15 protein-coding genes are annotated in these 21,536 nt (G+C 60.2%); 2 read left to right on the forward strand and 13 right to left on the reverse strand.

Annotated features, from left to right (window positions below; all coding sequences use genetic code 11):
- Positions 1-80: 80 nt before the first annotated feature.
- The 10 genes from LIS66_RS14165 to LIS66_RS14210 form a co-directional block, all read right to left on the reverse strand.
- A complete protein-coding gene (locus LIS66_RS14165) occupies positions 81-3,032 on the reverse strand; it encodes an autotransporter serine protease (RefSeq protein ID WP_227972403.1) in 2,952 nt (983 codons plus the stop codon).
- A gap of 335 nt (positions 3,033-3,367) precedes the next feature.
- Positions 3,368-4,735 (reverse strand): TolC family outer membrane protein, encoded by a 1,368-nt coding sequence (locus LIS66_RS14170; protein ID WP_042610046.1) that lies wholly within the window; start codon positions 4,733-4,735, stop codon positions 3,368-3,370.
- Between the two features lie 2 nt (positions 4,736-4,737).
- Entirely contained in the window at positions 4,738-6,087 is a 1,350-nt protein-coding gene (locus LIS66_RS14175; RefSeq protein ID WP_042610047.1) for an HlyD family type I secretion periplasmic adaptor subunit, read from the reverse strand.
- Positions 6,084-7,859, reverse strand: a complete 1,776-nt coding sequence (locus tag LIS66_RS14180) for a type I secretion system permease/ATPase (protein ID WP_065616306.1) — start codon at positions 7,857-7,859, stop codon at positions 6,084-6,086. Before LIS66_RS14180 ends, LIS66_RS14175 begins: the two co-directional genes overlap by 4 nt.
- Before the next feature lie 204 nt (positions 7,860-8,063).
- Complete coding sequence (locus LIS66_RS14185; RefSeq protein WP_227972404.1) at positions 8,064-8,492, reverse strand: AprI/Inh family metalloprotease inhibitor; 429 nt, start codon at positions 8,490-8,492, stop codon at positions 8,064-8,066.
- 91 nt (positions 8,493-8,583) lie between these two features.
- The gene (locus LIS66_RS14190; RefSeq protein WP_042610050.1) at positions 8,584-10,029 is read right to left on the reverse strand and encodes a serralysin family metalloprotease; all 1,446 of its coding nucleotides are present in this window, start codon (positions 10,027-10,029) and stop codon (positions 8,584-8,586) included.
- Positions 10,030-10,492: 463 nt separating this feature from the next.
- Positions 10,493-11,578: a polyamine ABC transporter substrate-binding protein gene (locus LIS66_RS14195; protein WP_227972405.1), complete on the reverse strand. Its 1,086-nt coding sequence runs from the start codon at positions 11,576-11,578 to the stop codon at positions 10,493-10,495.
- A gap of 55 nt (positions 11,579-11,633) precedes the next feature.
- Complete coding sequence (locus tag LIS66_RS14200) at positions 11,634-11,978, reverse strand: cupin domain-containing protein (protein WP_042610052.1); 345 nt, start codon at positions 11,976-11,978, stop codon at positions 11,634-11,636.
- 31 nt (positions 11,979-12,009) lie between these two features.
- Entirely contained in the window at positions 12,010-13,416 is a 1,407-nt protein-coding gene (locus LIS66_RS14205; RefSeq protein ID WP_227972406.1) for an NAD(P)/FAD-dependent oxidoreductase, read from the reverse strand.
- A 51-nt stretch (positions 13,417-13,467) separates the two neighbouring features.
- Positions 13,468-14,283 (reverse strand): helix-turn-helix domain-containing protein, encoded by an 816-nt coding sequence (locus LIS66_RS14210; protein WP_116657497.1) that lies wholly within the window; start codon positions 14,281-14,283, stop codon positions 13,468-13,470.
- A gap of 265 nt (positions 14,284-14,548) precedes the next feature.
- Between LIS66_RS14210 and LIS66_RS14215 the strand changes: the two genes are divergently transcribed.
- Positions 14,549-14,821: a DUF1652 domain-containing protein gene (locus LIS66_RS14215; protein WP_042610106.1), complete on the forward strand. Its 273-nt coding sequence runs from the start codon at positions 14,549-14,551 to the stop codon at positions 14,819-14,821.
- Between the two features lie 49 nt (positions 14,822-14,870).
- Here the strand turns inward: LIS66_RS14215 and LIS66_RS14220 are convergent, their stop codons facing one another.
- Positions 14,871-17,345, reverse strand: coding sequence for a UvrD-helicase domain-containing protein (locus tag LIS66_RS14220; RefSeq protein WP_227972407.1), 2,475 nt, complete (start codon positions 17,343-17,345; stop codon positions 14,871-14,873).
- 258 nt (positions 17,346-17,603) lie between these two features.
- Here LIS66_RS14220 and LIS66_RS14225 point away from each other — a divergent pair, with 258 nt between their 5' ends.
- The gene (locus LIS66_RS14225; protein WP_042610056.1) at positions 17,604-18,299 is read left to right on the forward strand and encodes a pirin family protein; all 696 of its coding nucleotides are present in this window, start codon (positions 17,604-17,606) and stop codon (positions 18,297-18,299) included.
- 54 nt (positions 18,300-18,353) lie between these two features.
- On the opposite strand, the gene pgm is transcribed toward LIS66_RS14225, so the two are convergent.
- Positions 18,354-20,000: a phosphoglucomutase (alpha-D-glucose-1,6-bisphosphate-dependent) gene (pgm, locus tag LIS66_RS14230; RefSeq protein WP_227972408.1), complete on the reverse strand. Its 1,647-nt coding sequence runs from the start codon at positions 19,998-20,000 to the stop codon at positions 18,354-18,356.
- A 108-nt stretch (positions 20,001-20,108) separates the two neighbouring features.
- Positions 20,109-21,509 carry a PLP-dependent aminotransferase family protein gene (locus tag LIS66_RS14235; RefSeq protein WP_227972409.1) on the reverse strand — a complete coding sequence of 467 codons (1,401 nt, stop codon included), beginning with the start codon at positions 21,507-21,509 and terminating at the stop codon, positions 20,109-20,111.
- Between the last annotated feature and the right edge of the window lie 27 nt (positions 21,510-21,536).

A 21,536-nucleotide genomic window follows, 5' to 3' on the forward strand; every position in this document is an offset into this window, starting at 1 on the left:
ACGCGGTCTGCCTGACGCAAGGCGGGGGCCGCTTCGCGCCCCAGCGGGAGCAAGCTCCCTCGCCACAGGAAAGCGCTCGGTCAGAACTGCCAGTTCAGACTCAGCCCAACGCCATGCAGCTTCTCGCGGCTGGCCAGTTGGCCGTTGTAATCGAGGTTGACCCGCACGTCCTTGCTCAACGCCAGACTGGCCTGCACGCCGACCAGCGCCGCATCGCGTACCAGCGCCGAGCTCTCCACCGCGTACGGCGTGCCGCCATTGGCAAAGCGCACATGTTGCTCGGAATCGATATCGCTGAGGCTGTGCTGCCAGCCGAGACGAGCGCTGACGTCCAGCGCTTGCTGATTCGAAAGGTTGAAGGTTTTGCTCGCCCGTACGCCCAGGGTGCTCAGCACCACATCGCGCTGATCGCCCGAGCTTTTCAGCGCAGCGGCATCGCCCTTTTCGGTGAAGCCTTCGGTGTCCAGATGCAGGTAAGTCAGGTTGGCGAACGGTTCCAGCGCCAACGGTTGCAGCTGCAAGCGATACGCTGCCTCGCCGAAGACCTGGGTGGTGGTCGCGTCAAGCTTGGCTTTCTGCTTGGCGCTGACTTCGTCGTATTGCAGATCGCGCTTCACATCGCCGCGATGCCAGCTATACGCCGCGCCGGTGCTCAAGCGCCACGGGCCGAGGTCGTGGCCGGCGTAAGCGCCGAGGTGATAGCTGTCGACTTTCGCCGAGGAATGCGTGCCCGAACCGATGCTCAGCGAACTGTCGCTGTAGCCGGTGACCAGACCGATTCGGGTCTGCTCGTCGAGCGCGCCGTCGACACCGGCCAGCAGGCCGCCGATCGAGGTGCTGTAGCCTGCGGTGTCGTGGCCCGAATCGGTGCTGCCCCACGCGCCAAGGGCTTTGATCCAGCCGTTGCCGCGGGTCGCGGACTCATCGTGCAGGCGCTCGCCGACTGCATCACGCAACTGGCGGCTGTCATTGATCAGCATCGTGCCGAGCGCCGGATAAATCTCGCCGCTCAGCTGTTGAAAGGCTTGCTGCGCCGAGGCTTGGGTGGGTGCACGCAACACACTTTCGTAGACGGAATTACCGGCGCCCAAAGCTTCGACGGCCGCCGCCACCGAACGCTGGTTGGGCGTTTGCCCGACGCTGGCGAAGCTGGTCGCGTTGCGTTCGATGTTCAACTGAATGCCGCTGGCGGCGTAATCGAGGGCGCCGCCGATGAACAGGTAGTTCGGTACTACCGCAGCGAACTGCCCCTGAACGCCGCCGGCCGCTTGCAGGATGTTGTACTGACGGCCGAGCAGGCTTTGCGCTTCGGCGCTGCTGAGCAGGGTCGGGCTATCTTCCAGCGCGAGACTGACGCTGGCGCCGCTGACGGTTGCCGTGCCGCCAGCAACGATACGGTCGCTGCTGCCTGGCGATAGCTCTACGGCGTAAGTCGAGCCCGGTGCGAATGTCACATCACCGGCGACGTTCAAGGTGCCAATGGAATTGCCCGGCGCGACCCGGCCGCCGCGGTTGGCGGTCAACCCGGCAATGCGTCCGGAGCCGCCGAGGGTCCCGCTGTCGTTGACGGTGACCGCTGAGGTCAGCGAACCGTTCACGGTGAGCAGCCCGCCGTTTACGGTGGTCGGGCCACGGTAGGTGTTTGCGCCGCTGAGCAGCAATTGACCGGCGCCGGACTTGATCAGGCTGCCCTGATACACCCGGTTCGCCGCTCCTGCATCGCGGAGCATGCCGACCGCGTAATCGGTCTGATCCTGCTGGCTGGCGCCGGCCGCAACGCCGTTCTCCCAGCCTTTATCCTGCAGGGTTTGCTGCCAGGCGCTGTGCTCGGCGAGGTCTTCGCTCTGACGCTGGATCAGCGCCTTGTCGGAGATGTCATTGCTCCAGACATCGCGCTGCCCTGCCTCCAGATTGGCATCGAACGCGCCGAGCAATTGCCCCGGCCCGCGCATGGCCCGGTTGAGGTTGGCGACGCCCCAGCCGACGCGCTCGTTCGGTGCGTCAGTGACCGAGCCATCGAGCTGGGTGGCGGTGGTCAGCAGCACTTCCAGCGCCTGCTGGTTGTTCATGTACGGATAGCGTTCCATCACCAGCGCCAGGGCACCGGTCGCGTGCGGTGCGGCCATCGAGGTGCCGGACTTGATCCCGTAACCGCCACCAGGAATGGTGCTGTCAATCTTCGCCCCCGGTGTGGTGATGCACCAGTATTTGGCGATGCCGCACTGGTTGTACTTCTGCTGATTGCTCTGATCGAGCCCGGACACCGCCAGCCAGTGGCCTTCCAGATCGGGCTGAAAGTACGGCAGCGCTGAGCGTACGCTGGCATTCGGGTAGCCGCTGTTTCCAGCGCTGAACACATTGATCACGCCGCGCCGCGACACATCGGCAGCGGCGTCGAGCCATGTGCCCTTGTTCCAGTGTTGCGCGTAGGCGGCGTGCAGATCCGCCAGCGTGCGGTAGCTGACATCCGGCGGCTGACTGCCCCAGCTGTTGTTGATCGCCCGCACGCCGGCCTCGGCCAGGCTGTCGTAGACCGCTTTGAAATAGCGCGGATCGGGGCCGGGGCCGAAGAGGAAACTGTCGTTCTTGTTGGTATTGCCGACGTAGATTTGCGCGTTATACGCCACGCCATGCATGCCGCTGCCGTCACGCGACGCGCCCATGGTGCCGACCACGTGGGTGCCGTGGGAATCGTTGTTCGGGTTGAGCATGCCGTCGACGTTGAACACTGAGCCATCGACGTAGCTGCCGCTGGCGGTTACCGGGTGATAACGGTCGGCGGCGAATTCGGGGTGGGCGGCATCGAAACCGGAATCGAGCGCGCCGATTTTTACGCCCTTGCCGGTGATGCCGGCGGCGTAGGCTTGATCGGCCTGCATGCGCTCCAGACCCCAGTCACGCAGAAACTCGGCGCTGCGCCAACTGGCCGGATCGCCGGGCTGGCCGGATTCCAGGTATTGGGCCTGAACCTGGTTTGCAGAAATCACAAGCAACAGCGTGCCGACCGAGATCGGCTTGATGCGTACGTCCATGTTGATCACTCTCGTTTTTTGTTTTTTTGTACAAGGCTGACTGCGGTGTCGCCTGTTTCCCCTCACCCCAGCCCTCTCCCCAGGGAGAGGGAGCCGATTTGTGTCGATGTCAAAACCTGAGTTCGACGCGGTCGTTCATGTCGATGCAGCTATCGCAGGCAACTCGGTCGCTCCCCTCACCCCAGCCCTCTCCCCGAGGAGAGGGAGCCGATTTGTGTTGTCTTGAGTCATCCTCGACCTGAAAAAATAGCCGACTATGGATTCAGTGCCGCTCGTTCAAGTCGGTATATCTCTTCAATCTCCCCGGATCGGTCCCCTCTCCCTCTGGGAGAGGGTTAGGGTGAGGGCTGTTGCGCAACCACAAAAGCCTCGTCCACCCGGGCCAGATCCTGCTCGTTCAGGGTGCCGGCGTAGTAATGCAATTTGGTCCAGGCCATCAGGTAGTCGTAACGCGCCTGGGCCAGATCCCGGCGGGTGGTGAACAGTTGCTGCTCGGCGTTCAATGCGTCGAGATTGGTCCGTTCGCCACCCAGAATGCTTTGTCTGGTCGACACCACCAGCGCTTCCGCCGACTTCAAGGCCTTCTGATAGGCGCGCAATTTGTTCACGCCCGACAGACAGGCGCTGAACTGTCGGCGCAGTTCGATCAAGGTCTCGCGGGTCTTGCCATCCAGTTCGTATTCGGCCTGTTCCATGGTGCGGCTGGCTTGACGGGTCGAAGCCGATACCCCGCCCCCGGCGTACAGCGGCACGCTGACTTCCAGGCCGATGGTGTTGGTTTCGTAGCGCTGGTTGTAGGTATTGCCGCTCTCCGACTCGTTGTCGCGCATCGAGGCGTAGGCGCTCACCTTCGGCAGGTGCCCGGCGCGGTTGCGCTCGACTTCATAGCGCGCGACCTCGACAGCCTGGCGTTGCGAAGCCAGGTTCGGGTTGTTGCTGATCGCCAGTTCATGCCAGGTGTCGAAGTTGGCCGGTTGCAGCGTGAAAGTCTGAAACTGCTGACCGAGCGGGGCCAGGTCGCCGATGTCCACCGCTGGCACGCCCACCAGCGCCCCCAGTTCGCGCAAGGCAGCATCCTGCTCGTTGCGCGCTTCGATCTCCTCGGCAGTCGCCAATTCATAACGCGACTCGGCTTCGAGAATATCGGTGCGGGTGCCCTCGCCCTGCTTGAACATGTGTTCGTTCTGCTGGAACTGTTGCTCGTAGGCCTTCTTCTTCGCCTGGGCGATGTCGATCTGATCCTGGGCAAACAGGGCTTTGGTGTAGTTATCCAGCACTCGCACCAACAGCTCCTGACTCTTGCCGCGAAACGCTTCGTCGGCGAACAGCGACTGGGCGACACCCTTGCGATACGCCGCGTAAGCCTCGTAATCGAGCAGCGGTTGTTGCACGGTCAGCGCCGAACCGTAACTGCTGTAGTTGCGCTCGTCGGTGCGGTTGCGCGCACGATCATCAAGGGACGTAGCCTTCGAAGAGTTGCGCCCCTTGTTGTAGGTGTAACCGATCCGAGGCAGCAGCCCGGCGCGGCCGATGGCGCGGTTTTCCAGGCCGGCATCACGCTCCTTGATCGCGCCAAGGAACACCGGGTCGTTACGCAACGCCTGTTCGTAGATCTCGAACGGCCCCATGGCCGCGACTGCCGAGTGACTGGCCAGCAACATGACTGCTGCCAGCATTGAAAGCTTATTCATACAGCCGAACATCCTTATTCCTCGGTCAACGCGGAACCGGCGCGATCGAGCAGCGGTTTGAACAGGTAGTTGAGGAGTGAACGCTCACCGGTGCGCACGAACATTTCCGCTGGCATGCCCGGTTTGATCACCAGGCCGTTGAGTTTTTCCATCGCCTGATCGCTGACGCTGCTGCGCAGCACGTAATAGGGCACGCCGGTTTTCTCATCGACCATCTGGTCGGCGGAGATCAGGCTGACTTCGCCGGGCACGCGCGGGGTTTTGCTCTGGTTGAAGGCGGTAAACAGAATGTCCACCGGCAGATGCGTGCCGACCTTGTCGATCAGGTTGATTGGCAAATGCCCTTCCACTTCCAGGGTGGTGCCTTGCGGAACGATCTCCAGCAGCGTTTCGCCCTGACGCACCACGGCGCCTTCGGTGTGCACGCCGAGATTGACCGCTACGCCATCGGCAGTCGCCAGGATCTCGCTGTGCTGCAAATCGAAACCGGCGGAGGTCAGTTGCTCGGACAGGGTCACGCTCTTCAACTGCGCGTCGGCCAGTTGCGTGCGGACCTCCTTCTGGTATTCCTCACCGTGCTGTTGCAATTTCAGGCGCGACTCAAGGATGCCCTGCTCGACACGACCGCTTTCGCCGGTGTTTTCCGCCAGTTGCTGCTGCACTTGCGACAGTTGCCGCTGGTAGTCCATCAAACGGTTGCGCGGAATGTAGCCGTTGTCGGCCAGCGGTTGCAGGTTGCTCAGTTGTTGCTGCAAAGAGCTGGCCTGGGCATTGAGGTCGCTGCGCGCGCGGCGCATCCCGGCCAGTTGCGCAGTGGCGCCTTCGATATTGGCGCGCAATGCCGCTTGCTCACGCGAGAACGCTTCGCGGCGGCTGCTGAACAGTTGCCGCTGGCCTTCCAGCACCAGCGCCAGACGCGGATCCGGGTCGTCGCTCAGTTCGGGCGGAAAGGTCACTTGTTTGAGGTTGTCGCGCTCGGCCTGCCAGCGCGCAAGGCTGGCCCAGGCCATGCGGTATTGCGCCTGCAGCGATTGCACATCGGCCGCCACTTGCGTCTGGTCGAGGCGGAACAGCGGCTGGCCCTGCTTCACGATTTCGCCTTCGCGCACCAGAATCCGGCTGACCACGCCGCTGCTCATCGATTGCACGGCCTTGCGCTTGCCCGAAACCACCACCGTGCCCTGCACCGGAATGCCCTGATCCAGCGGCGCCAGTGCCGCCCAGGTGAAGAAACTGCCAGCGCCGACGATGGCCAGAATCCAGCCCATGCGCGCGAAAAATTTCGCATCGCGTTCCGGACGCTCAGTGAGATAGGCGTGTTCCATGTTCGCTTCGTTTTCAGTGTTCATGCTGGCGCTGCTCATACACCCGAATTCCTGGTCGTGGGCTGATACTGCCGACTCATGCTGAGCCCGCCCGGTGCTTGTGCAGCTTTTTCGCGTTGCTGTTCCTGTTGCCCGGACAGTGCCTTGAGCACATCCTGACTCGGGCCGAACGCCTGCAGACGACCGTCGTTGAGTACCAACAGCTTGTCAGCCTGGGCCAGTACCGAAGAGCGGTGCGTAACCAGAATCACGGTGGTGCCCTGCGCCTTGAGTTGTGCGATGGCACTGGCCAGTGCAGCCTCGCCGACCGTATCGAGATTGGAGTTGGGCTCATCCAGCACCACCAGACTCGGCGTGCCATACAGCGCACGGGCCAGTGCCACGCGTTGCTTCTGGCCACCGGACAAGCCACTGCCGTCCTCGCCCAGCTTCGTGTCGTAGCCCTGCGGCAGGCGCAGGATCATCTCGTGGACGCCGGCCTGTTGCGCGGCGGTGACGACTTTTTGCGAGTCGGTTTCGCTGAATCGCGCAATGTTTTCCGCGATGGTGCCGCTGAACAGCTCGATGTCCTGCGGCAGGTAACCGATGTAAGGGCCAAGCTGATCGCGATTCCAGCGGTGGATATCGGCGCCATCCAGACGCACGGTGCCGCCCAGTACTGGCCACACGCCGACCAGCACCCGGGCCAGCGTCGATTTGCCGGAGCCGGAAGCGCCGAGCACACCGAGTACTTCACCGGCACCGAGGTTGAAATTGACCATGTGCAACGTCGCGGAACGTTGTCCCGGTGGGCCGGCGCTGACCTGTTCGAAGGCAATCTGGCCCTTCGGCGCTGGCAGCGCCATGGCCTCGTCGCTTGGCGGGAACGCCTGCAACAGCGCATCCAGACGGCGGTAAGCCAGCTTCGCCCCGCTCCACTGCTTCCATACGGCGATCAACTGGTCGATCGGGCTGAGCACGCGGCCCATGAGGATCGAACCGGCGATCATCATCCCGGCGGTCATGTCGCCTTTGATCACCAGCAAAGCGCCCAGGCCCAGCACCAAGGATTGCAGGCACAGACGCAGGGTCTTGCTCAACGAACTGATCACCGCGCCGGTGTCGCTGGCCTGGTTCTGCAAGCCGAGAAAGCGCGAATGCACCCCGAACCAGCGTTTGCGCAGCGACCCGAGCATGCCCATGGCCTGAATGGTTTCGGCGTTGTGCAAATGGCTGGTAGCCAACTGACTGGACTGCTGGGAAAACCCGGCGGCCTCGCCCAGCGGCTTCTTGGTCATGTATTCGTTGAGGCACGCCAGTGCAATCAGCAGCAACGCACCCGCCGTGGCCAGCACGCCGAGCCAGACGTTGAACAGGTAGATGACAAACAGATAGACCGGAAACCACGGCGCATCGAAGAAGGCGAACAATGCAGGACCGGTGACGAACTGACGGATGTGGGTCAGGTCGCCCAGCGACTGCCCGGCATTGCCCTCGCCCTTGAACAGGTTGCGCTCGAACGCAGCCTGATAGACCCGCAGGTTGAAACGGCGCTCCAACTGGCTGCCGATGCGGATGACGATAAAGCTGCGGATGACTTCCAGCAGCCCGATAAAGGCGAAGAAACCGACGACCATCAGCGACAGCATCGCCAGGGTGGTTTCGTTCTGCGACGACAGCACCCGATCGTAGACTTGCAGCATGTAGATGGACGGCACCAGCATCAGCACGTTGATCAGCGCGGTAAAACAACCGACGCTGATCAAGATGCTCTTATAGTCACCCAATGCCTTGATTAACGGAGCGGTGGCTGGGGCCTTCGCCATCTTCATTGATTATTCCTGAACATTATTCATCGCCCCTGCGAGGCGACACTTCAATTAATTAAGCGAGCCATCCGCGGATACACTTGCGCGGCGGCCACTTACACTTTCATAACAACTAACGCCGAATATTGCGGCGCAGTTGCCTTTATTGACCTTGCTTATAACCGTGTGACCAATCGCTATAGCTGTATTGGTTTGTAAAAAGGCCGATCAGTTATCGGGCGCCGTACGTTCCAGCGTGACGATCAGCCCGGACTTCAAAGTCGCCAGATACAACCCATCACGTTGTCGGCTGAAAAACTGGATTCTTGAGCCTTCGTTACCGGTGATCGACAAGCCGTCAGGATCAGGAAACCAGCCGATCGGAGCTTGCTCGAGCCACGCACCCAGACAGTCTGCGCCCTGGCCAAGGGTCTTGTTGGCGAGCAGTTCGACGCTACAGGTATTGGAGGGTTTGTCCTGCAGCTTTTGCGTCCGCAGGTCCTCGACTGTGCTGGACAGTGTTGCCTGCCACTTTCCGGCAAACACGGAGGGTTCTTCGAGTCTGAGGCTGCTTGCCATCGCTGTTGCTCCTGAAATCGTAACGAGCGCCACTGAAAGCCACGCCGATGCCTTGTAGGTAAAAGCTCTGTAGATCATGGGAAATTTCGCTCCAGCCCTAAGCGTTGCGTACAGCGCCTACCGATGCAAGTGAAGAAAGCGACGCCTTGGGCGCCGCTTTCCCTTCACATCACGCCACGATGTCGCTGGTCGCTGCCTGGCCAACGGTGCTGACGATGAAGTCCGCCACGCCGTGCCCGGAGAAATCCACCGACAACAGGCTGTTGCCGCCCGACGAGGTCAGCACTGCATCGCCAGCGGAACCGGTGAAGCTGCTGACGAAGTGCAGGCCCGCCCCGTTGGTGATGCCGGTCAGGTCGATTTTGTCCAGACCGCTGACGAAATCGAGGATCTGATCGATCGCACCCGGCTTGGAGTCCGAGCTGGCAGCGAACACGAAAGTGTCCGAACCGGCGCCGCCCCATAGTTTGTCGGCACCGCCCGCGCCGTAGAGGATGTCGTTGCCGGCACCGCCCTTCAGCTCGTTGGCCACACTGTTACCGATCAGCAGATCGCTGCCCGAACCGCCAATGGCGTTTTCGATGATCGCGCCCTTGGCAATCGACACGTTACCGACCAGCCCGCCCACGTCGGAGAACGAAGCGTCATTGAGGTTGATCTTCTGGTTCTGGGTGAAGCCAGAGAAATCCAGAGTGTCCTTGCCGCCGGCGTCCCACACCGAGAACACCACTTTGTCACTCGACGACGAAGCGCTGAGGAAATCGCGGCCGGCGTTGGAATTGAAGCCGTAGGTGGTGTCGCCGGTGCGGGTGCTGGTGTTGGCACCGTAGAGTTTCTGGATGGCGGCGATATCGTCCATCAGCGGGCCGGACGAATAGGCTTCGACGCCGCCCTTGCTGAAGTTCTGGTTGGTGTTGCTCTCGCTCCAGTAACTCATGACGCTGTAGCCGCGGGTGTCCTGGCCGTAAGTCGCGTCGTTGTAGGTCGGGTTGCCATTGCCGGCGTTGTAGTCGCCAGGGTGAGCCAGGCCCAGGGTGTGGCCGATTTCGTGGGTCAGGGTCTGACGACCGTAGTTGTTCAGATCCGGGTTCTTGTTCTGCGTGTAACCGCTGTTGATCAAGTACCACGAAGTACCGTCATAACCGGCGCCGGTACCTGGCAGGTAGGCGAACGCCGCCGCGCCATCCTGGCCGCCACTGTAGTTACCGAACGTCATGTGGCCGTCGCCGCCCGAAGCTTTCTCGGTGAACGTGACATTGGCCACGTCGGCCCAGGATTGCATGGCGAGCTTGGCCTGCGCCTGCTGCTGCGCGCTGAACTGACTGAACCCGCTGATCCCGTGCTTGTTCATCGTGCTGTTCGATGCTGACGTCAGGAACGTATAGGTGAGTTCGATCTTGCCGCTGCCGTCCTTGTCCTGGTAGGCAGCGCCATCACGCAGCAATTGCGTAGCCGCCTGATCGACGGTGTACGAGGGTTTGCCATTGACCGTGAGGTTGCCGCCACGATCGTATTGATGGCTGAAGCTGTTGATCTGGTTGTACGCCGAGCTGAAGGCGGCCAATTGGAAAGCCTGTTCGGCGGAATCAACAGCGTTGGTTTTAACTTTTGACATAAACACACTTCCTTGTTTAGCAATGGAACAGTTTTTGTCCGACAGGACGATCTTTGGCGAGATCGTCCTATCACTCGCCCAATGAAGGCGTAACGAACCTGACACAATTTGAAATCTGTCGTAAAGGATTTTTTTGCGATCCAATTTCGATACATCAGGAAACTGCCGTAAACAAAGCGCGCGGGGAGGAAAGATTGTTGTTAGTTGCTGGGGACAGGGCAAATCGTCTGACGATTTTCTATTTAAATATTAAATATCGGTAAGTTTGGATTTGTTGGGCGAGTCACACTTTCAGACAGCGGTGCCAGTGCTTTGATATCAACTACTGGCTTCACGCAATATCATTGTGGGAGCGAGCCTGCTCGCGAAGGCGCCTGCCCAGTCAACATAATTGTTGAATGACAGACCGCTTTCGCGAGCAGGCTCGCTCCCACAGGGGGCTTGTGTGTTCGTCCTGGAAAACTCAGCTACCGGTGCGGATCTTGTTCCAGACCCGCGTACGAATCCGGTCGATATTCAGCGGCATCGCCTCCAGCGCGAACAGCTTGCCCATCATTTCCGGGCTCGGGTACACCTTGGTGTCGTTCTTGATCGCCGGATCGATCAGGCCGTCCGCCTGTTCGTTGCCATTGGCGTAATGCACGTAGTTGGTAATCCCGGCCACGACGTCGGGGCGAAGGAGGTAGTTCATGAAGGCGTAGCCGGCCTTCTCGTCCGGGGCGTCGGCGGGCATGGCGACCATGTCGAACCAGATTGCCGCGCCTTCCCTGGGAATCGCATAACCGATCTCGACGCCGTTTTTCGCTTCCCTGGCGCGGTTCTCGGCTTGCAGGATGTCCCCGGAAAACCCGACCGCTACGCAAATATCACCGTTGGCCAGGTCGCTGGTGTATTTCGATGAATGAAAGTAGCTGACATAGGGCCGGACTTTCATCAGCAGCGCTTCGGCTTTCTTGTAGTCCTCGGGGTTCTTGCTGTGGTGCGGCAGACCGAGATAGTTGAGCGCCGCCGGGAGCAATTCCGGGCCGTTGTCGAGAATCGCCACCCCGCACTTCTGCAGCTTTTCCATGTATTCGGGCTTGAAAATCAGGTCCCAGGAATCCACCGGCGCATTGTCACCGAGCACCGCTTTGATCTTGGCGATGTTGTAGCCGATGCCGGTGCTGCCCCACAGGTATGGAAAGCCGTGCTCGTTGTTCGGGTCGTTGGTCTGCAAAGCCTTGAGCAACGCCGGATTGAGATTCTTCCAGTTCGGTAGCTGACTTTTGTCGAGCTTTTTCAGTGCCCCGCCCTGAATCTGCCGTGCCATGAAGTGGTTCGACGGGAAGACCACGTCGTATCCGGATTTGCCGGTCATCAACTTGCCGTCGAGGGTTTCGTTGCTGTCGTAGACGTCATAGGTGACGCCGATGCCGGTGTCTTTCTGGAAATTCTTCGTGGTGTCCGGGGCGATGTAGTCGGACCAGTTGTAGACCTTGACCGTCTCGGCCGCGTGACTGACGGAAACGGCCAGCAGCAGCGGCGCCAATGCGAGGGTTTTCTGGATCATGGGGCGATTCCTGTATGGGCTTTTTTTGTTGGCAGGCAATCAAACGATCGAACAATCAGAAAATCAGCACGTAGCTCTTGCGCACGGTTTCCTGGATATCCCAGATCCCGAGCGTGTTGGCTGGCAACATCAGTGCGTCGCCGCCTTGTATGTGCAGGGTTTCGCCGCCACCGTCGGGGGTGAACGTGCAGCGCCCGGAAATGAAATGGCAGAACTCCTGCGCAGTAATCTGCCGCCGCCAGCGCCCTGGGGTGCACTCCCAGACGCCGGTTTCAACCCCGTCGTCGCGCTCGACACTGGTGGTCGAGGCGATTGCGACGGGCTCGCCGAGGGGCACGGCGACCGGGCTGGATTCTTCGAGCGCCAGCGTGGCGGTGTTCTTGAATTGGGTGATGCTCATGGCGTGACCTGTTTATTGAGGGAAACGGCGTTTAGTGCATGAAACCTTCCATGAAGCCGGCGACCCGGCTGGCCAGCTTGCGCCGCCAGGGTGCGGTGGCCGGGTTGGCCAAGGTCTGGTCTTCGTGCACGAAGCTTTTGATGATCGCGTTGTAGCCCAGCCAGCGGCACGGCTCCGGCTCCCAGGCGCGCAGCGCATGAATGCCGCCATCGGGCAGTACCCACGGCTGCCGGGTCAGTTCGCTGTCGCGTTCGAGAATCAGATCGGCCAGGGTGCGTCCGCCGAGATTGCTGGCACCGACACCTTCCCCGCCGTAACCGCCGGACAACGCGACGCCATTGGCGCGGTCGCAGAGCATGTGCGGCTTGAAGTGTCGCGACATGCCGAGGTTGCCGCCCCAGGCGTGGGTGATCTGCACGTTTTTCAGTTGCGGAAACAGTTCGCCGAACAGATAGCGGCGCAGTTCGACCTCGTCGCCGGTCAGGTTGAAGTCATGACGCAGCTTGCCGGCGAACTGATAACCACCACGGGCGCCGAAAATCAGGCGGTTGTCGGCACTGCGCTGGCCGTAGGTGACCTGACGGCTGAATTCACTGAAGGCCTGGCCGCGATTCAGGCCGATTTCATCCCAGGTCGCAGCCGACAGCGGCTCGGTGGCGACGATCAGGCTTTGCACCGGCAACTGATAGCGGCCCAGCGGCGGCAACGTCACCGAATAACCTTCCACGGCCGGGACAATCCAGCGACCGCGCACGCTGGCTTTGGCGGTGCGCAAACTGCCTGACTGCCAGTGGGTCACCGGGCTGTTTTCATAGATCTTCACGCCCATGTTCTGCACGGTCTGCGCCAGACCGCGCACCAGTTTCGCCGGGTGCATGGTCGCAACGTGAGGGGCGAAGATGCCGCCGTAGGGTTTCGCCACGCGGAGCTGCTGAGCCAGTTGCTCGGGGCTGAGCCAGCGGTAATCGTCGTCCGTCAGCCCTTGAGCGTGCAGCTTGCTCAGGTAATCGCGCAGCACAGTTTCCTGTTCGGGATAGCGCGCAGCACAATAAAGCACCCCACCCTTGCGGTAATCGCAGTCGATGCCTTCACGTTCGATGACGATTTCCACTTCATCAGGAATGCTGTGCAGCAGATCGTAAGAAGCCCGGCGTTGTTCTGGCGACAACCCTGCCAGCAGACGATCCTCGCCGAGCAGGTTGCCCATCAGCCAGCCGCCATTGCGGCCGGAAGCACCGAATCCGGCGGTTTGCGCCTCGATGATGGCGATATCCAGGCCGGGCGCGTGTTTCTTCAGGTAGTACGCCGTCCACAGTCCGGTGTAGCCGGCGCCGATGATTGCCACGTCGACGTCCAGATCCCGCTCCAGCGCAGGCCGGGCCACCAGCGGCTCTTCGAGCTGATCCATCCACAAACTGATCGTGCGCCACGCCGACATGCCAGACTCCGCCACTGAAAACCTTGATGGCGTCGATCCTAGTGGTTGTCTTCAGTGGCTGTCTTGCGCGCGTGCCCGCAGAGAAATTTGTCTGGCGTAGGCCTTGGGTGACTGACCGGTGTGCTCGCGGAAGCATTTGTAGAACGCTGACAGCGAATTGAAGCCGGCGGCGAACGCCAGCTCATCGATACGCAACGGCGGCGTGGCGCTGTCCAGGGCGCGCAGCAAATGCTGCAGGCGCGCCTGATTGACGTAGCGATAGAAGCTTTGCCCAAGCACTTGGTTGAGCAGATAGGAGATCTGATTGCGGCTGTACCCGCACTCCTTCGCCACCCGTTGCAGGTCGAGCTCAGGATCCAGATAAGGTTGCTGTTTTTCGAAATACTGCTGCAGGTCTTCGGCCATGAAACTCAATTGCCGCGGTGACAGCCCGAGACGACTGACCGCCGGGCGCTGGCTGGGTGCCGAACTGCCGTCGGCTTGCGTACGCACCAGCGAGGCGTACTCGTTGACGCGCCAGATCAAACCGTCCTTGACCGTGATCGCTTCGCTGGAACGGAACGACACCAGGCCATCGCCACCGCGCAAAGTCACCTCGTACTGAATGAACGCCGTGTTGCCGTCCACCCGGATGCGGTCGCAATGTTCGAGCAGTTCGTCGGATTCTCGCGGCATGCTGACGCGCACGTATTCGCGCAACTCGTCCAGAGCAAGCACGCGATTCTGAAAGAAATCGTTGTACTGGATATCAGCGTGATAAAGCGCCATGACGCTGTCCAGATCCCGGTGCTTCCAGCTCAGGTGATAGCGCATGACCGTGGCGGCCGTGGCCTGGGTCTGTTCTGGGCCGTCGTCATCGGCGTGCATAAGCGGCTCGGCGAAAAAGAACCGAGCTTGCCCAACTTCCTCTGCCGCTTCAATGAAAAATCCATGGTGGCGTTTTGGCGATAATCGATGAGCCAGTGACTTACATCAAAAAATGCGAATCAATCGCTAAACGGACTGAAAAAACTCACAGTTTTTTCACACACGGATGCTACTTTTAAAGCTCAAGCACTGGTTGAGCCAATGAAGGCTCTTCCCACCTAACATGAGCAAAAGGAAGCGCTCGATGAAGCAGGCGGGCAACACCATGAATAAAGGGTCCAGCAAAGTAACTTTTCCCAACGCTTGCCAGCTGATGCGCTGGCATTTTCATCCCATGGGATTCGAAGCGACGATGGATGCGCCGGGCAGCCTGATCGCCCGTCTGTTCGATCGTGCCAGCGGCGAAACCATGATCGCCATCGCTGGCATTCCCTGTGCGACGGTGATGAACGCGGCGGATGTCGAGCGAATCATCGAAGCCATCGAGGATGAACTGGAAGCCTTCACTCCTCCGGAATCTCTGAAGAACTACGCATAACCGACTGATTCAAAAAGAAAAGCCCGCAGCAATGCGGGCTTTTTTATGCTTAGGCGGTCGTCTTCTCCGCGCGATGATCGACGAAGAATGGCTTGCCCCTGGCGACTCGATCCGAAGCTCTCGGCATATTCACCGCTTGGGGTTCTTGCGGTTCGACGTACCAGTAGCAATGGCTGACAGCCCGGGTAATGCCCACGTAGGCCAGACGCAGGATCTCGTCTTTTTGCGCACTGTCGTACGGCTCGCTGTCGCCGGTTTTGCCCAGTCCGGCCATGCGGTAGACCTGATTCTTGTACGGCGAACTGGTCAGGTGCTGGCAGTCGCCAAGCAGAAACACTGCATCAGCCTGCAAACCCTTGGCACTGTGATAGGTCAGCTGTTTCAGCCGTCGCGCTTCGTAAGGCAAGCTCGAATCTACATTAAGTACTGGCTGAATATGCTGCTCTATCAATAACTTATCGCTGCTTTTTCGATAGAGCATCAAGATAGAATCGCCCCGGCGGTAATGTTCCGCCAGTCGTTGACCCAGCGCCTCGTCATTCCGCTCGAGCACGTTGACCGGCTGCAATGGTTTGGGCTCACCACTGGCCTTGGCCTTCTTGCCCGCGATGGCCGGCGCTGCGCGGACAATGTGCTCGGCGGCATCGATGATGTGTTGATGACTGCGGTAGTTGTCACTGAGCATCACCCGCGTGGTGCTCGGCGAAGGAAACTCCTTGTTGAACTCCATGAAGTAGCTCGGCGAACTGCCGCGCCAGCCGTAAATGGATTGCCAGTCATCGCCGACGCACAACAGCGACGAACGCTGCGCACCGCGCCCGACGTGCATGGCCGGGCCACGGCTGCGGATTTCGTTAAGGCTGGCGCGAATCCACGAAACGATCTGCGGCGAAACGTCCTGAAACTCGTCGATCATCAAATGCGACATCGGTCGCAGCAGCTCATCGCTGAGCAACTTGAGGTTTTCCGGCGAGTGCTCGCTGAACAGGGCGAACATGCGGTTGTAGGTCATCACTGGCGGTTTCTGGTCCAGCAAGTGATCTTCAAACGCGCGCCAGAACAGGCTCAGGGCTTCGAAGAAATACCGATCGGGATCGTCCTTGGCAAAGCTCATGCGACTGACCGCGTCGGGTACATCCAGGCCGAGGTTTTCGATAAAACCTGCCGCGCCGACAAAACAATCGAGCAGCGGTGCCGATGCCAACTCGCCTTTAACCTTGTAGTCGAAGCCGGGGCCGGCGCTGGCATCGCCGGCCAAGGTGGCCAGAACACGCCTTGACGACTCGTAACTATCCAACCATATCAATGGCTTACGACAGAAAGCTTGAAACAGTGTGCGCTTGACCGCCCATTCTGCGCGGACGCTCAGTTTGGCGTTTGGCCGACATAGCTGGGCGTTTTCTTTGGAGTCAAACCCGAGCACCACCCAGGCATCGAGGCTCGGGATATAGCCGTGACAGTGGAACGTCGAGCCGTTGATCTCGAACGTTTGCCGACTGGGTTCGATCCCCTTGATGGGCCACGCACCCGCGCGAAACCACAGATCCTCGATGACGTCGCACAGCTCTTCATCGCGCTTGGCCGCAAGCTCGGTGACCGCCATGCGCTTCTGCACATCGGGGTGATCGCGTTCCAGCTCCTTCAACTGCAGCCCGGCGCGGGACAGCGGCTGGATCAGCTGGCGGAAACGCTCATCTTCGTTGAACAAGCGGTGATAGCAGGCATTGAGTTGCTGTCGCTGCGCGTCATTGATGCGCAGGTCGAACGGATTGCTGTCGACCTCTTCCGCGCTGCTCTGCGGACGATCACTGAGATTCTCGAAGGCCTGCAGGCGCTCGAACCCCGGCAGACTGCGGACCATTGGCAAGATGCGCGAGTGGAAGGTTCGCACCAGCTCACGGGCCTGTTTGGGGTTCAGCGGCTGGCCCCACAGCGTGAAGATTTCAATCAGTTTGTTGATGAAATCCTTGCGCGATTCGCGGGTGAAGGTCACCACAGTCATCGAATCCAGCTCAAAACCCAGGTAGTGGCTGAGCAAGAGAATGCGCAGCACCAGCGTAGTCGACTTGCCCGCGCCAGCACCGGCCACCACCGAGGTGGACGGCGTGTCGCTGAAAATCATCTTCCACTGCGCGGCGCTGGGCTGGGCGTGGGCCGGGAGTAATCGGGCCACATCGGCCTTGATGCGCCTCTTCAGCTCCGCCGTGAGCGGCAGGCGCCAGTCATCGAACAGATTGTTATCGACGCCGGGCGGACGATGCTCGGTGTTGCGGCTGTCGCGAATCAGCAGGACCTGCCGGCCCTCTTCCAGCCCCTCGAGCTTGCCTTCCCTGAAGCCGTATTCAACGCCAGCAGTGTGCCCGCTGCGAAACCCGTCGGCTTGCCCGTGCAGCCACGAGGCGCGGTGCTGGGCGCGCAGTTTTGTCAGGCCGTGGCCGAAGAAACGCGCGGCCAGACGCTTGAACCAGGGCATCTCGGCCAGTGGACGAAGTTCAGGAGGAAGATCGGGAATGTGTTGCACCACGCTGACGGACTCCAGGGTGTGAGGCTGTGGCGGCTATGGTGTCTGGATTTACTCTTCAGTTCTAGCGAAATGCTTACAGGTCATCGGTTTAGGCGACGAATTGAAAGTCGGATGAAACGATTTCGAGGCTGAATTCCATCTAATAACCTGATCATGATGCGGCAGTTTTTGCGCTTTTTATCGATGAATGCCTGATAGATGATCGTCGTCATCAACCACGGGGCCCGCCCCCTGACGAACCTTATTGAGGAGACGATCATGCTTGAACTCAGACCCTTCAGCTCGCTGGGCGGCGCCCATCATGGCTGGCTGGACGCGCATCACCACTTTTCGTTTGCCGAGTACTACGACCCGCAGCGGATGAGCTGGGGCAATCTACGCGTGTGGAACGACGACATCATCGCTGCAGGCACAGGTTTTCCGCAGCATCCGCACCGCGACATGGAAATCATCACCTACGTACGTGAAGGCGCGATCACTCACCAGGACAATCTTGGCAACAAGGGCCGTACGGAAGCCGGCGACGTCCAAGTGATGAGCGCCGGCACCGGCATCGCCCACAGCGAGTACAACCTGGAAGACAAGGAAACCAAGATCTTCCAGATCTGGATTCTGCCGACCGAAACCGGTGCCCCTCCATCCTGGGGAGCCAAGCCGTTTCCCAAAGGCGAGCGCGAAGGTTTTGTCACTTTGGCCAGCGGTAAGGCTGGCGACGATGAAAGCCTGCGCATCCGCGCCAACGCACGTCTGGTGGCGGCGAACATCAAGGCTGGTGAAACTGCCGAATACCGTTTGGACGAGGGACGTCGCGCTTATCTGGTCCCCGCCACTGGCGTGATCGAGGTCAATGGCTTGCGTGCGCAAGCGCGTGACGGTGTCGCAGTGGCACACGAGCAAGTGCTGACGGTCACGGCGATCGAAGACAGCGAGATCGTACTGGTCGACCTGGCCTGATCCGCAGGCAATAAAAAAGGGCAACCCTGACGGTTGCCCTTTTTCATGTGCCCATCATTTAGTGGAAATAGCGCCATCCACCAAAGTTTGCGCTTCGGCCACCAATTGCTTGAGGTGGTCGTCGCCGAGGAAGCTTTCGGCGTAGATCTTGTAGATGTCTTCGGTGCCGGACGGACGCGCCGCGAACCAGCCGTTTTCGGTCATGACTTTCAGGCCGCCAATGGCCTGATCGTTGCCCGGTGCGTGGCTGAGAATGCTCTGGATTTTCTCGCCCGCCAGCTCGGTCGAAGTGACCTGCTCCGGCGACAGCTTGCTCAACAGAGCCTTCTGCTCAGGATTGGCCTTGGCGTCAACGCGCACCGAGAACGGTTCGCCCAGCTCATCGGTCAATGCGCGGTAGGCCTGGCTTGGATCGCGCCCGGTGCGCGCGGTCATTTCAGCGGCGAGCAACGCAGGAATCAGACCGTCCTTGTCGGTGCTCCAAACGCCGCCATCCTTGCGCAGGAACGAGGCGCCGGCGCTCTCTTCACCGCCAAACCCCAACGAACCGTCGAACAGACCATCAGCGAACCACTTGAAGCCGACCGGCACTTCGTACAGGCGACGACCCAGGCGCCTGGCCACACGATCGATCAGACCACTGCTGACCACGGTTTTGCCCACGGCGGCATCGGCGCGCCATTGCTGACGGTTCTGGAACAGGTAGTCGATCGCCACCGCCAGATAATTGTTCGGTGCGAGCAAACCACCGGACGGCGTGACGATACCGTGGCGGTCGTGATCCGGATCACAGGCGAATGCCACGTCAAAACGTTCTTTCAGACCGATCAGGCCTTGCATCGCGTGGCTGGACGATGGGTCCATGCGGATCTGGCCATCCCAATCGACGGTCATGAAACGGAAAGTCGAATCGACCTGTTTATTCACCACTTCCAGGTCGAGACGGTAATGCTCGGCAATAGCCGACCAGTAGCGCACCCCTGCTCCGCCCAGCGGATCGACACCCAAGCGCAGCTTGGCGTCGCGGATGGCACCGAAGTCGATGACGTTGATCAGGTCGGCGACATAGGTGTTGAGGAAATCGTGACGATGGGTCGTGCTGGCCTTGAGCGCTTGCTCGTAGCTGATGCGTTTGACCCCGGCCAGCTTGTTCGCCAGCAGTTCGTTGGCCTTGGCTTCGATCCACTTGGTGATGTGGGTGTCGGCCGGGCCACCGTTGGTAGGGTTGTATTTGTAGCCACCGCTCTGTGGCGGGTTGTGCGACGGGGTGATGACGATCCCGTCTGCCAGGCCAGAGGTACGGCCGCGGTTGTAGCAGAGAATGGCATGGGAAATCGCCGGCGTCGGCGTGTACTCATCACCTTCGGCGATCATCACCGTCACGCCATTGGCGGCGAGGACTTCCAGTGCGCTGGCGCCGGCCGGGGTCGACAAGGCATGGGTGTCGATGCCGACAAACAGCGGGCCGGTGATGCCTTGGGCTTCGCGATACAGGCAGATCGCCTGGCTGATGGCCAGAACGTGCCATTCGTTGAAACTCAAATCGAAGGAGCTGCCGCGGTGGCCGGAGGTGCCGAACGCCACTCGCTGGGTAGAAATCGATGCATCAGGCTGGCCGGTGTAATAGGCCGTAACCAGTCGCGGGATATCGACCAACAGTTCCGCCGGTGCCGGTTTGCCCGCAAAAGGACTGAGTGTCATGCAAAAACCTCTGAAATCGGAGTGGTTCAGGAAATGCTGCGCAGTTTACTGGCAGTTTGACCACTGTGCGACGGGATGTATCCAAACCTCGCCCGATGTTTTTTAACGTTATTTGCCCGGCGACAAACGCAGTGCATCGCCGAGAAGTCCGATCACGCCTGGCAAATCCCGATCGCCCTGGTTCAGCGCGCTCAAACGCAGTGAGTCCGCATGCAGGCCTTGCAGGCTGAACAGCTCCCCCGGCGCCACGATGACCTGTTGCTTGAGCAATCGATGAAACACATTCGGCATGTCGACGGGGCGTAACGAGCGCACCCACACCGTCGCGCCGCCCCGAGGCTCGACAATCTGCAGCGTATCGCCCAAACGCTCGCGCAACACCTGTATCAACAGCGTACGGCGCTCACTGAGCATTCGCCGTAACACGCATAAGTGCTGATCAAGCCGTCCGCCGCTCAACAGCCTGGCAATCGCCTTCTGACGTATGGGCGAGAGGCGAAACGCGCGTAACAGGAAATGACGTTGCAACTCGTCACGCCAATGCCGCGACAGCACAAAGCCGAAAGGCGCTTCGGCACCGATGAACTTCTCAAAGGTGGAAAACACCAGCAAGCGCTGAGGGTCGAGCCAGTTCCGCAGTCGCTGTGAATCACTGCACTCGTCAAGCTCGCTGTAGCAGTCATTCTCCAGCACCCAGACCCCATGTCGCTCCAGCATCCTGGCGATGGCCTGCTGCTGCTCATCACTGAAGCCACGGCCCAGAGGCATGCTCAACACCGATGACAACAGGATCAAACGTACCGGCTCGTTCTTCAAAAGCGATTCCAGTGCCGGCAGATCGAGCGCGCCCTCAGCCTGCGAGGCCCACTCGATCACCCGCACGCCGGACGATTCGAGCAGGCGCAGGATCACCCAGTCACAGGGCGATTCGACAACGACAGCGGCGTGACGCAATTCCAGTACCGAAATCAGAATCTCCAGTATTCCCCGCAAATCAGCACCGATATAGACATCATCGGCATGCCAGTAATGCTCCGTCGAACAGGTATAACGCGCCGCCAGAGCGACCCGCAGCTCCAGCTCACCGCAAGGTTGCGCCAATGTCTGGGGCTGACGCGGGTATTGACGCAACAGCTCCCGCTCCAGCGTCAATAACGGGCTGTCCAGCGGTTGCAACGACGCCGGCTCGTCAGCGCTCAAAACACACATCCCGGGACGTCTCGCATTGACGTAAACGGTTTCCAGCAGATCACTACCATTGCCGAGCGAGTCCACGCTGAACAGCGCGTTCGCGTAATACCCTGATTTGGCTATGGAATAGACCCGACCTTCTTTTTCCAGGAGCGAATACGCGTATTGCACCGTCGAAATGGACACGTTCAACCGGTCAGCCAGTTGGCGCAACGAGGGCATGCGTACCGCCGTGCTCCCGGTGGCATCATCAATCAGCGTCGTCAGATATCGATAAACTGCCTGATAAACAAAATCATTGTCCCGCGCGCCCTTCACAACCTCGTTTCCGTAGACATTGGTTCA

It is taken from the genome of Pseudomonas sp. HN2 (assembly GCF_020736465.1).
GTDB lineage: Bacteria > Pseudomonadota > Gammaproteobacteria > Pseudomonadales > Pseudomonadaceae > Aquipseudomonas > Aquipseudomonas moraviensis_A.

Bases quoted from the DNA above. Each gene is read 5' to 3' on its own strand.
- LIS66_RS14170 (WP_042610046.1), bottom strand. From the start codon at position 4,735: ATGTTCGGCTGTATGAATAAGCTTTCAATGCTGGCAGCAGTCATGTTG.
- LIS66_RS14225 (WP_042610056.1), top strand. From the start codon at position 17,604: ATGCTTGAACTCAGACCCTTCAGCTCGCTGGGCGGCGCCCATCATGGC.
- LIS66_RS14185 (WP_227972404.1), bottom strand. From the start codon at position 8,492: ATGATCTACAGAGCTTTTACCTACAAGGCATCGGCGTGGCTTTCAGTG.
- pgm (WP_227972408.1), bottom strand. From the start codon at position 20,000: ATGACACTCAGTCCTTTTGCGGGCAAACCGGCACCGGCGGAACTGTTG.
- LIS66_RS14215 (WP_042610106.1), top strand. From the start codon at position 14,549: ATGAATAAAGGGTCCAGCAAAGTAACTTTTCCCAACGCTTGCCAGCTG.
- LIS66_RS14175 (WP_042610047.1), bottom strand. From the start codon at position 6,087: ATGAGCAGCGCCAGCATGAACACTGAAAACGAAGCGAACATGGAACAC.
- LIS66_RS14165 (WP_227972403.1), bottom strand. From the start codon at position 3,032: ATGGACGTACGCATCAAGCCGATCTCGGTCGGCACGCTGTTGCTTGTG.
- LIS66_RS14180 (WP_065616306.1), bottom strand. From the start codon at position 7,859: ATGAAGATGGCGAAGGCCCCAGCCACCGCTCCGTTAATCAAGGCATTG.
- LIS66_RS14205 (WP_227972406.1), bottom strand. From the start codon at position 13,416: ATGTCGGCGTGGCGCACGATCAGTTTGTGGATGGATCAGCTCGAAGAG.
- LIS66_RS14190 (WP_042610050.1), bottom strand. From the start codon at position 10,029: ATGTCAAAAGTTAAAACCAACGCTGTTGATTCCGCCGAACAGGCTTTC.
- LIS66_RS14210 (WP_116657497.1), bottom strand. From the start codon at position 14,283: ATGCACGCCGATGACGACGGCCCAGAACAGACCCAGGCCACGGCCGCC.
- LIS66_RS14200 (WP_042610052.1), bottom strand. From the start codon at position 11,978: ATGAGCATCACCCAATTCAAGAACACCGCCACGCTGGCGCTCGAAGAA.
- LIS66_RS14195 (WP_227972405.1), bottom strand. From the start codon at position 11,578: ATGATCCAGAAAACCCTCGCATTGGCGCCGCTGCTGCTGGCCGTTTCC.